The organism is Algoriella sp., from assembly GCF_036647415.1.
Taxonomy (GTDB): domain Bacteria; phylum Bacteroidota; class Bacteroidia; order Flavobacteriales; family Weeksellaceae; genus Empedobacter.
In genome coordinates this window covers 6172-17548 of sequence record NZ_JAVXKG010000044.1, presented here as the reverse complement: position 1 = coordinate 17548, position 11377 = coordinate 6172, and the positions used below count along the sequence as shown (strand labels likewise).

Annotated in this window: 13 protein-coding genes, 1 pseudogene and 1 riboswitch; of the genes and pseudogenes, 4 read left to right on the top strand and 10 right to left on the bottom strand. The window is 30.1% G+C overall.

The features are described 5' to 3' along the window. Window positions 1-166: 166 nt before the first annotated feature. Together bshB1 and RSC72_RS14315 are read right to left on the bottom strand one after the other, a co-directional pair. Complete coding sequence (bshB1, locus tag RSC72_RS14320; RefSeq protein ID WP_332546255.1) at window positions 167-868, bottom strand: bacillithiol biosynthesis deacetylase BshB1; 702 nt, start codon at window positions 866-868, stop codon at window positions 167-169. Window positions 869-871: 3 nt separating this feature from the next. After that, the gene (locus tag RSC72_RS14315) at window positions 872-1468 is read right to left on the bottom strand and encodes a glutathione peroxidase (protein ID WP_332546253.1); all 597 of its coding nucleotides are present in this window, start codon (window positions 1466-1468) and stop codon (window positions 872-874) included. 263 nt (window positions 1469-1731) lie between these two features. On the opposite strand from RSC72_RS14315, the gene RSC72_RS14310 reads away from it, so the two are divergent. Further along, on the top strand, window positions 1732-2790 hold the full coding sequence (locus RSC72_RS14310; protein WP_332546251.1) for a 3-oxoacyl-ACP synthase III family protein: 1059 nt from the start codon (window positions 1732-1734) through the stop codon (window positions 2788-2790). 81 nt (window positions 2791-2871) lie between these two features. Here RSC72_RS14310 and RSC72_RS14305 read toward each other — a convergent pair whose 3' ends face one another. Both RSC72_RS14305 and menA read right to left on the bottom strand, forming a co-directional pair. Beyond that, window positions 2872-3552, bottom strand: coding sequence for a metal-dependent hydrolase (locus RSC72_RS14305; protein WP_332578594.1), 681 nt, complete (start codon window positions 3550-3552; stop codon window positions 2872-2874). Window positions 3553-3570: 18 nt separating this feature from the next. Continuing rightward, window positions 3571-4497 (bottom strand): 1,4-dihydroxy-2-naphthoate octaprenyltransferase, encoded by a 927-nt coding sequence (menA, locus tag RSC72_RS14300; protein ID WP_332546247.1) that lies wholly within the window; start codon window positions 4495-4497, stop codon window positions 3571-3573. Between the two features lie 90 nt (window positions 4498-4587). On the opposite strand from menA, the gene RSC72_RS14295 reads away from it, so the two are divergent. Next, window positions 4588-5424, top strand: a complete 837-nt coding sequence (locus RSC72_RS14295) for a glycoside hydrolase family 25 protein (protein WP_332546245.1) — start codon at window positions 4588-4590, stop codon at window positions 5422-5424. Here RSC72_RS14295 and RSC72_RS14290 read toward each other — a convergent pair. The 5 genes from RSC72_RS14290 to ribB form a co-directional block, all read right to left on the bottom strand. Then, window positions 5421-6101 (bottom strand): hypothetical protein, encoded by a 681-nt coding sequence (locus RSC72_RS14290; RefSeq protein ID WP_332546243.1) that lies wholly within the window; start codon window positions 6099-6101, stop codon window positions 5421-5423. The two genes, RSC72_RS14295 and RSC72_RS14290, sit on opposite strands and share 4 nt — an antisense overlap. Window positions 6102-6155: 54 nt before the next feature. After that, entirely contained in the window at window positions 6156-6983 is an 828-nt protein-coding gene (locus RSC72_RS14285) for a hypothetical protein (protein WP_332546242.1), read from the bottom strand. 182 nt (window positions 6984-7165) lie between these two features. After that, complete coding sequence (locus RSC72_RS14280; RefSeq protein ID WP_332546241.1) at window positions 7166-7828, bottom strand: hypothetical protein; 663 nt, start codon at window positions 7826-7828, stop codon at window positions 7166-7168. A 75-nt stretch (window positions 7829-7903) separates the two neighbouring features. Then, the gene (locus tag RSC72_RS14275) at window positions 7904-9157 is read right to left on the bottom strand and encodes an MFS transporter (RefSeq protein ID WP_332546239.1); all 1254 of its coding nucleotides are present in this window, start codon (window positions 9155-9157) and stop codon (window positions 7904-7906) included. Between the two features lie 156 nt (window positions 9158-9313). Beyond that, a complete protein-coding gene (ribB, locus tag RSC72_RS14270) occupies window positions 9314-9979 on the bottom strand; it encodes a 3,4-dihydroxy-2-butanone-4-phosphate synthase (protein WP_332546237.1) in 666 nt (221 codons plus the stop codon). 145 nt (window positions 9980-10124) lie between these two features. Continuing rightward, a riboswitch (FMN riboswitch) is annotated at window positions 10125-10254 on the bottom strand. Window positions 10255-10392: 138 nt separating this feature from the next. Here ribB and RSC72_RS14265 point away from each other — a divergent pair. Both RSC72_RS14265 and RSC72_RS14260 read left to right on the top strand, forming a co-directional pair. After that, the gene (locus RSC72_RS14265) at window positions 10393-10596 is read left to right on the top strand and encodes a hypothetical protein (RefSeq protein ID WP_332578593.1); all 204 of its coding nucleotides are present in this window, start codon (window positions 10393-10395) and stop codon (window positions 10594-10596) included. A gap of 142 nt (window positions 10597-10738) precedes the next feature. Further along, window positions 10739-11056 (top strand): hypothetical protein, encoded by a 318-nt coding sequence (locus RSC72_RS14260; protein WP_332546724.1) that lies wholly within the window; start codon window positions 10739-10741, stop codon window positions 11054-11056. A 138-nt stretch (window positions 11057-11194) separates the two neighbouring features. Here the strand turns inward: RSC72_RS14260 and RSC72_RS14255 are convergent. After that, window positions 11195-11377 (bottom strand): annotated as a pseudogene (locus tag RSC72_RS14255) (efflux RND transporter periplasmic adaptor subunit); the annotation flags it as partial.

The following is an 11377-nucleotide window of genomic DNA, read 5'->3' as shown; positions in this document are numbered from 1 at the left end:
CGACCTCCGGAACCACAATCCGGCGCTCTAACCAACTGAGCTACAATCACCATTTATATCGAAATTAATTTTTATTAATCTCTCAATTGGAATGCAAATATAGTGTTGAAATTGGTATTTGCAAACAATTTTGACGAAAAAAACACTGATTTTTTCAGTGTTTTTCCTAAAGTAAAGAATCTAAATTATTTACACCGATATAACTTCTAGAAATAAATCCTTCACCAGCTTCTGTTCCGATCAATCTTCCCAAATCATAGGCTCTATAGCGAATAGAATCTGTAAAGTTTTTAGATGAAATAGGTGTTTGTGGTTCATCAGAATTTGGATCAAAAAACTGTGTTTTATATGCCAAACATGCATCAACTTTAACATCTATAAATCCTGTAATATCCAAAACAAAATGTGGTTCTAATGGTAACCATTGTATGTAATGAAAGTGTTTTTTTGGACGCCAAGCTGGCAATCCGTTTTCTATTTTTGGTAAACCAGACAAAAAGATTGCAGTATTTACTAAATCAGAACCTTTTCCGTGATCTGGATGGCGATCATATGGCGCATTACTCAAAATAACATCAGGTTGATATTTACGAATAATTTCTACTATTTTTAGTTGATTTTCTTTATCATTTAAAAAGAAACCATCGGCAATTCCTAAGTTTTCGCGAATCGCTACACCCAAAATATTTTTTGCTGCATCTGCCTCTACTCTACGAGTTTCATCTGTTCCGCGTGTTCCTAATTCTCCTTTTGTTAGGTCTAGAATTCCTACTTTTTTTCCGTTATTTATTTCTTTTGCAAGCGTACCTCCACATCCTAATTCTACATCATCAGGATGTGCACCAATTGCAAGTATATCTAATTTCATTTTCTATTTATTTAACCAATCAATAATTTCTTTACTATCTGGTGTTGTTTTAGATGGATAAGAAGCTTCTAAAGTTCCGTCTTCATTAATTAAAAACTTTGTGAAATTCCATTTTACTTCATTATCAGCTTTACCATTCAATGATTTTTTTGTTAAGAATTTGAAAAGTTCATTTTGGTTTTTACCAACTACATCACTTTTCGCCATCAAAGGAAAAGTAACTCCGTAATTTAATTTACAAAATTGTGCAATTTCTTCGTTGTTATCAAACTCTTGTCCTCCAAAATTATCCGAAGGAAAACCAATCACAACCAAGCCTTGGTCTTTGTATTCTTGGTAAACTTTTTCTAAAGCATCATATTGAGGCGTGTAACCACATTTTGAAGCTGTATTAAGAATTAAAACTTTTTTACCTTTAAGATCAGCGAAATTAAAATCATCATCGTTGATATCTTTGAATGTATAATCGTAAATCGTCTTCATTTTTTGAGGCGTTTTTTTGGTTTGATGAATAGGTTGTTTTTTAGTTCCCTCCTTTTTAGTTTCTTGTGCATTACAAGCCATAAAAAGTCCCATAAAACCTATTAATAAGTATTTCATTTCTTCTTTATTTTTAACAAATTTAAACAATCTGAATAAATTTAATGGTTAAAGATAATTTAAAATTATTCAAAGTTATCGGCTAATTTAGGGATCGATTTTTTAGATTTTAGGAAAATTTGGCATCAAAATTTTGATTTATATCAATTTTAGACTTAAAAATCTTTTAAAATAATATTTATTTAGGTATAAATCCTATATTTACTCGCGCTTTGAAAAATTCTTTACCTAAGAAGAATTTGGTTGAAGTGAAATCTGAATAAATGACAAGTAAAATTATTGGTGTAGGTAACTACATTCCTTCTGAGACAATCACAAATTTATTTTTTGAGAATCATCATTTTCTAGATGAAAAAGGTATCACATTAAAACAAGATAATGCTACAATTGCTGGTAAATTGAAAGAAATTACTGGAATTGAGGAAAGACGTTATGCAAATAAAGATCAGGTAACTTCTGATTTAGGATTTATTGCTGCGCAAGAAGCTATAGAAAATTCTGGTATAGATCCTGAGACATTAGATTATATCATATTTGCACATAATTTTGGAGATGTTCGTTCGGGAACAATTCAATCTGATGCAGTTCCTAGCTTAGCTTCGAGAGTAAAGCATTTATTAAAAATTGAAAATAATTATTGCGTTGCTTATGACGTTTTATTTGGTTGTCCTGGCTGGATAGAAGGTGTAATACAAGCCAATGCTTTTATAAAATCTGGTATTGCGAAACGTTGTTTGGTAATTGGTGCCGAAACATTGTCGCGCGTTGTGGATATACATGATAGAGATAGCATGATTTATGCAGATGGTGCAGGAGCAGCTATTTTAGAGATAAATGAAGGTGATGCGGGTATAAAATCGCATTTATCAGCTTCGCATACGTTGAATGAAAAAGATTATTTATTTTTCGGTAAATCATATAATCAAGAAAGTTCTGATGATGTGAAATACATTAAAATGATTGGTCGTAAAATTTACGAATTCGCGCTTTCTAATGTTCCTACTGCAATGAAAAAGTGTTTTGATGATAGTGGATATTCTATTGATCAATTAAATAAAATCATCATTCATCAAGCCAACGAAAAAATGGATGAGGCAATTGTAAAACGTTTTTATCAGTTGTACGATACGCCAATGCCAGAACATATTATGCCTATGGTTATCGAAAAATTAGGAAATAGTAGTGTTGCTACAATTCCGACTATGTTAACGATGATTATGAAAGATGAATTATGTTCTCATGAAATAAACGAAGGTGATGTTGTATTATTTGCCTCTGTAGGTGCTGGAATGAATATTAATGCAATCGTATATAAGTTTTAATACATACGATTTTACATAAATTATAACAAAAAAGGACTAAACATTGTTTAGTCCTTTTTTATATGATATTGAATGATTAATTTAAACTGTTAAATCTTCACCTATTTCTAATAAAATTAATTGAATGTGACGTGAAAAGAAAATTGATTTTGCTTCTGCTTTATTAATTTTAATTGGTGGAAACGTATCATAATGATAGCCCAAAACCTTAGTTGTCTTAACATATTCTGCAGCAATAGCAGCACTTTTGGCTCCCATTGTAAAATTATCGCCAATTGGTAAAATGGCTAAATCTATATCGCCAATTGTATCTGGAATTAATTTCATTTCGTAAGTTAAAGCCGTATCTCCTGCAATATAAATACGTTTTCCATCGGCTTCTATAATATATCCGTTTGGATCTCCTCCATAAGTTCCGTCTGCAAATGAACTAGAGTGAAATGCAATGGTAGATTGTATCGATCCGAAGTCAAAACTAAATTTACCACCAGTATTCATTCCATGTGCATTGAAACCTCTTGCGCTATAATAACTTGCAATTTCTGCATTAGAAATAATTAATGCATTTGTTTTTTTAGCCAAAGCTTCTACATCATAAACATGATCTTGGTGTGCGTGTGTAATAACAATATAATCGGCTTTTAAATTCTCGAAATCGATATTTTTAGCTAATTCATTTGGTGTAATAAATGGATCAACAACAATGTGTTTACCATTTGCTTCGATAGATAGAGAGGCATGTCCTAAATATTGAATTTTCATATTAATGTAATTTTGTGATTAGCGAATTAAAGTGTTTATAAATTCAAATCCAATTAAACTATAACCTAATAATACAGCAAAAAACAAAGCCAACATCGCAACTTGTTTTAGGAATGGATCATAATCTTTTGGATTTTTAACTGCAAAAATTTTACGACGAATACCGTTTGCAAAAAAGATTAATATCAAGAAAACAAATCCTGATAATTTACCTGCTTTTGAAGGTAACATCGTAACATAAGATGCACTTAATATAAAAGGTAGCGTCATTAATGCCATTTGATAATATCTACTATTGTCAAATCCTAATTTCGAAGCGATTGTTATTTTGTTATTTTTTACATCATTTTCTACATCGCGCATATTGTTTAAATTTAATACGGCAACACTCCATAATCCCATAGAAGCGGCTGGTAATAAGATTTCCCATCTAAATACTTTAGAATATAAAAATTCTCCACCTGCAACAGCTAATATTCCAAAAAATAAAAACACAAAAATATCGCCTAAACCAATGTATCCGTATGGTTTTTTTCCCATTGTATATGCCATTGCAGCTAATATAGACGCTATTCCTAAACCTAAAAATATGTATAAATAGTTAAGATAATCTGGTACAAAAGACACATATAATAAAGCCGAAATACAAAGAAGTGAAACAACAATCATAATTCCGATAGCTATTTTCATTTGCTTTTTTGTAATTAATCCTGATGCAACAGCACGTTGTTCACCAATACGATTTGCATCAGTACCTTTTACTGCATCTCCATAATCGTTTGCAAAGTTAGATAAAACCTGAAAAGCTAATGTTGTAAGAAGTGACAAGAAAAATATATCGTTACGAAAAATTCCTTCAAATTTAGCTATAAAACCTGCTAATAATAATCCACTTAATGAAAGTGGTAATGTACGAAGCCTTGCGGCCAAAATCCATTTTTTCATAATGAACAAAGATAATGAAGATTTCTTTTTTACAATCATCAAAAAATAAAGTAATATTGCATAAATTTTTATCAACCTCATCTACGATAAATGCCTCGAAAAAAAAGTAATACAGCACCTTTTTATACCAAAATAAAACTTTCTACTTATGTAATTGGGTTTTTAGTTTTGACCATGCTTTATTTTACTTATCGCTATCGACACGGAATACATTACTACTTCTCTATTGTAGAAAAATCGTTAAAAGGAGAAAAAATCACCGACGATAAAGTAACCAAATACGATATTCGAAATATTGAGGTGATGGATAAATATTATCTAAAAACCTTTGGTGTAGACGTTTCTCATTATCAAGGAAAAATTGATTGGGCAAAAATGCATTCTATTTATGAGCTTTATCCAGTGAAATTTGCATTTATAAGATCTACAATGGGAACGGCTTCTATTGATGAAACTTTTGAAGAAAATTGGGAAGGATCTAAAGAAAACAATATTTTGAGAGGTGCTTATCATTTTTATCGACCTGATGAAAATTCCACTTTACAGGCTCAAAATTTCATCAATAAAGTTCAGTTAGAAAATGGAGATTTACCTCCCGTTTTGGATATTGAAACTATGCCACGAACGCAATCTGTAGATAAAATGATAGAAGGTTTAAAAAATTGGTGTAAAATTGTTGAAGAACATTACGATATAAAACCAATTATCTATACATCTGACAAATATTTTGAAGATTTTTTGAAAGAACATTTTGATGGTTACATTATTTGGATTGCCAATTATAATTTTTGGGTACAAGAAATGAAAGGTCATTGGAATTTTTGGCAATTTACCGAAAAAGCAACTATAGAAGGTGTAAAGACAAACAAAGTAGATGTTAATATTTACAACGGAACAGTTGATGATTTGGAAGGATTGACGCTTTAGTTCTTTGGATAAAATTTCTTAAAATCTACATGATAAGCACTATCCCAATTTATTTTAGAAAAATCTTCGGAAGTGTTTTTAAATTTAGCATCGGCTACCAAACGTTCGCGAGTGGAAAGCGGACGATAAATATAACGTAATTTAGTATTTATCAAATACTTTCTTAATTTTTGAAGCTCTTTACTTTTAATTGAATCTTTATTTATTCCTATAATAATAGATTTTGGAATTCTTTTATCATTATCAATCTTTACACTTATTCTTTTCACAAAATCTATTATTTTATCTGATTTTATTAGAATTAGATCTTTCTTTCTAACTTTAAATTCTTCATAAATTTCTTTATTCCTTTCAGCTTGAAAAGAAGGGGTTCCACAAAAATCATCATAAGGAAACTCATTATTATAATAGTAGATTAAAGTATCATTATAAAATATAAATTGATCTTCAGCAAAATCAAAAAGAGGTTCTGGTATTAAAGAATCTTTACTATAATAATCATTTAAAGCTTTGTTATACTTTCTATAAGAAAACGAAGAATCTGTATTCATTCCCATTGCTAAAATCTTCTGATGAATGGAATCTTGATGCTGTTTATCGCGTTCTTCTTGCGATAATTCTCGCTTACAACTCAACAAACCACATCCTAAAAGTAAAAAGTAAACAATAGATTTCATCGATAATTATTTTCTTAAAGATTACAAAAAAGCAAATCAACTGATTCGCTTTTTTTATTTTAAAACTTTTACTTCTCCATTTTGATATTGATAATCCCAAGTAGATTGTGAAATACCAAGTGTAGGTTCTCCATCTTCATCATATTCTATTGTTTCCATTTTTCGGAAATTATTTTTAGATAAAGACTTGTAATATAAGTCTGTAAAAATTCCTAAATTTTGAAATGGATTTTGAGATCCATCATAATTGGAAAAAGTTGTAACTCTTCTGTTTTTTAATTTATAATCAATATATGGAGGAATACTTTCATCATAAAAATCATAAGATGCTTCGCGATAAACTAAACTATCTAAGTTTCCATTATTATTAAAATAAAAATCTCGACGACTTCTCAAATCATTTGTATAATGTGAATCTGTTACACGTAAATCAATTGATTTTATTTGATTATTCTCATACGTATAAACATATTTTTCCGTATAATTAGGTCTAATTTGATAGGTAAAAATAATATCATTTATTCGGTTACCATCAAAACTATATGTCTGAATATCTTTTGGAAAATTAATTCCTTCCATTTTAGAAAATCTTTCTAAAATAGCTTTATTACCAGAATAATTAATACGACTTTCAAGTTTTTTTGAAAATATATTTCCGAACCCCGTAGAGCCAGAAAGCTCTAACCATTCACCAACTCTTTTAATTACTTTTTTTTCTGAATTATATTCGAATTTTATAGTATCGACTCCTTCTCTAGTCTGAATAAAGTATCCTTTTGGATAAGCTGTAAAGGAAGCATTATCTTCTACAGGAATACTTATTTCCTCTTCTTGACACGACCATAAAACAAGCATAGGTAATAGTAAAAATATTCTCCTCATTTTTCTTCTATATTTGTTCTGTAAGATAATGTTTTTGATAGAGATAAAAAAGCGAATCTGTTGATTCGCTTGTAATTATTTTAAAACTTTTACTTCTCCATTTTGATATTGATAATCCCAAGAAGATTCTGAAATTATTTTAAGCATAACTTGGATCACAGACAAGCATAGCTTCTAATATTCTAATCTTTTTTTGATAAATCGACTAAATATCGTAAACCTGCTCCAAATCCAAAACCTTGATTACCGTAACTACCTACACTTTCATTCATTTTAGAAATTCCTGCATCTCCATGAAAATCTGCAAAAACCAGAAGTTTATTTTGAATAAGTACTCTTTCTACACCAATTTGATATAAGAAATTTATTTCATTCGTTTTTGGCTCTAAATCGGCGTTTAATTTATCAAAAGCTATCATTTGGGGTTGATCTCCTTTGTAATAATCTTTTGTATCCATAGAATTTGATCCTAATCCTAAATTTAGTGTCAAAATCCATTTCGGTGAAACTTCTCTTGCAATACCAAACAACAATCCAAAACCATTTGTGTCAATTTCAAATCTTTCGTTTGAAAATCGCTCACTTTTTGATCCTCTTTTCTGATTTTGATAAAAAGCTGTTAACCTATAATTCATTTCATTCCCAGGTTTTCTAAAATTATAAACAGCCTGAAAACCGTACTCAGTTTCCCATAAAGCATCACCAATTACAGCTCTTTTTGTTTCTGCTTTACGATCTACAATATTATTAAATCGATAACCAATTGTTGGTCCAAACTCTATCTGTTGGGCTTTTGCAGTTATAAGTGTCATTAAACCTAAACAAGTAAATAATACTTTCTTCATATAGTTATTGTTTTTTTAAAAACAGGCTAAAATAGTACAATATTCAATTACAAGTAGGATTAATATCACTATTTTTTATTTCAATTCTACATTCCTTATTTGTTTAATCATTATTGCAATTACAACAACAGTTAATATCGTCATTGATCCTCCAAAAATAATACTTGGAACTAAACCTAAAAATGTTGCAGCAATTCCACTTTCCAAAGCTCCTAACTCGTTAGATGAACTTACGAATATCGAGTTGACAGATGATACACGACCTTTCAAATTTTCGGGTGTTTTTATTTGTAAAATACTTTGACGTATTACCATAGAAACTGCATCAAAAGCTCCTCCTAACATTAATATTCCGAAACATATATACAGATCTCGTGTTAATCCGAATGCAATAATACAAACACCAAACATAGCTACAGCGCCTAACAGTTTTGGTCCGACATTTCCTTTTAATAAAGTAGGAATAGAGGATAAGAAAAACATCATAATCAATGAGCCAATTCCGTGTGCAGAACGTAATAAACCAAATGCTTCAGAGCCTTGATTCAATACTTTTTCTACAAACGCAGGCAGTAAAGATTCCGCTCCACCAAAGAAAACCGCAAACATATCCAAACTCAAAACTGCTAATATAATGGGTGTTGCCCAAATAAATCTCAACCCTTCTTTTATACGCGTCATTGGTGATTCTGTAGATTCTGCTTCAGAAATTTCCGCAGGTTTTTTAGAAATCATTAATATCATTACCATAGAAATGCACATGATAGAGAAAGCGGTAATTAATGCGACTTCAATTCCGAATTTAGCCAAGATTAATCCTCCTGCTAATGGTCCTAAAACAGAACCAATCATAAATGCAGATGACGATAAAGGAATTGCTTTTGAGTAATTTTCTTTGCGAACAACTAAGGCTAATAGTGCAAATAATGCTGGTCCACTGAATGCTCTTGTCAATCCCAAAATAAAAAATGCAAAATAACAAACCCCGAGATAAGCCGGAATACCGATGGTTTCTCTTACAGAAGGAAAATTGACAATCATTAAGACAAAAGATGCGACCATAAATGCGCCAATACCTCTTACCAAAATCATTCGTTTATCTAATTTATCCACCAATTGTCCAGCATAAAAAGCCGTTACTAATATTGGAAAAAACTCAGCTAAACCAATTAATCCTAAATAAATTTCTTGTTGTGTAACTTTAAATATTTCGTAAGCAACAGATGTGCTTTGAATGAATAAGGCGAAAATTAACGAAAACCTTAAAAATATGAATGGAATAAACTCTTTGTTTTTCCAAACCGAAGGTATTTGTTCTTCTGATTTCATTACTTAATTATATAATTTTTGATGTTTTAAATGTACATTGATTTTTATCAATCATATAAGATTTTACTCAATATATTTTGGTAAAAAAAGGAAAAATCTTCAATCATTTCTGACTGAAGATTTCCTTGAAAATTTTATCAAAATAATTATACTTTATTAATTAGCCATTGCTAATTTTTCTTTTTCTTGTAATTGCAGACGATATTCGTAAATATCCTCTATTGTTAGTACAGTCATATTATGCTTTTCTGCAAAATCTATAATCTGTGGAACTTTTGCCATTGTACCATCTACATTGGTCAATTCGCACAAAACAGCCTCATTACCTAAACCTGCTAATTTTACCAAATCTACACTACCTTCGGTATGTCCACGGCGCGCCATAACTCCATTTGCATTTGCAATTAATGGAAAAACATGACCAGGACGATTCAAATCTGATGGTTTTGCAGCAGAATTTATTGCTGTTTTGATGGTTTGTACACGATCTGCTGCCGAAACACCAGTCGTTACACCTTCTTTTGCTTCTATTGTTACTGTAAAAGCAGTTTGGAATTTTGAATTATTATTTACAACCATTGGCTGTAACTCCAGTTGTGTTGCCTTGTCTTGCGTCATACACAAACATACAATACCACTACATTCTCGGATTAATAACGCCATATCTGACGCCGTAATTGTAGAAGCTGGAAAAATAATATCGCCTTCATTTTCGCGATTTTCATCATCAATTAAAAGGATTCCTTTTCCGTTTTGAAGATCTTTTATTGCATTTGCAATTCTTTGGTTGGCTGTTGCGCCAAATTGTGTGATTGTTTTCATCTTGTTTTTGATTGAATGAAACATCACTTCAGGGCGAAACACAATTTTGTCATTCCAAATTTACTTCAGAAACACATCATATTTAGAATCATATCGTATATAAAATGCGACACTGAAACAAATTCAATGTGACAAAATTGTATTCCATTTTCTTCTCTCATCCAGACTGTAACTGTCGGTTTTGGAGTTTCACCAAATCAGTCCTATAACAGTTGCTAAAGGAGTCGCGGACTATAACCGCCGGTAAGGAATTTCGCCTTGCCCCGAAGAAAATTTCGTTGTTGTTAAATACTAATTTCTTTTTATAAAAATTATGATAAACTTTCGATTACAAATTTACACTACAATATCAGATTGTTTATAATGAATAAAGATTATTTTTAGTATCTTTAATTAAACTAAACTATAAAACAATGAAAAACAACGTCTTAATTCCGATTCTAAAATTAATTGGTTACGCTATATTAGGATATGGTGTAGGTTGGATTATCTATTATCTTTCGCCTACAGGAACGAGTGAAAATGCACCAATTAGCTGTTTAACTGGTGCAACTATTTTTTATATTTACAGAGAATATATCCTTCCTTTTTATAGAAAAGAGAGAAATAAAGTCTGAATTTTAATAATAAATATTACAAAATTGATTGAGATAAGAAAAATACAATGCCCTATAAAATACAACTTATTTATTAAATAAATGATTTGTATATCAATTATTTAATAAATAAGTTAGTAATTCTAAACACAAGAAAATTATTATGAAAAAATTATTATTTACTGCTATTGTTACGTTAGGAAGTTTTGTATTTGGTCAAACTCATGATTTTGAATATGAAGATGGAAGAACTTCTCATTTAGTTCCTACAAAGGCGCAAAAAGATAAATTGCAATGTACAGCGGATGCTTATTTTATAGATGTTATTAAGTTAAGTAGTTCAAAGTATGAAGTATCTTGTTCTGATTATGAATATACTTATACTTACATTAAAGATTTCGCTTTACCTGGTGGCGGTGGCGGCGGTGGTGGTAGTCATGTTCCAACTCCTGCTCCTAATGATCCATTGCCTGTAAATTAAAAATACTAAAAACTCACTCTTTATTGTATATATTCTAAAAAAGTTAGATATTTTTTATAAAAGAGTAAAATTATAATTTAAATAATAGGAAAAAATATGTTTATTTTTTCCTATTATTTTTTGTTATTAAATGAATTTCTAATGGCTATGATCACCAACATTTGCTAATTTAGCTTGTGCGAAAAAAGCTCCTTTTACTAGAATTTCTGTATCATTATTTATTGCTTTAATTGGAGTTATTGCTGTATATCCCATATTAGATGTTCCTTTTACTATTTCAATTTTTTCCATAAATTTGCTACACTCCTTGTAATTAATAGT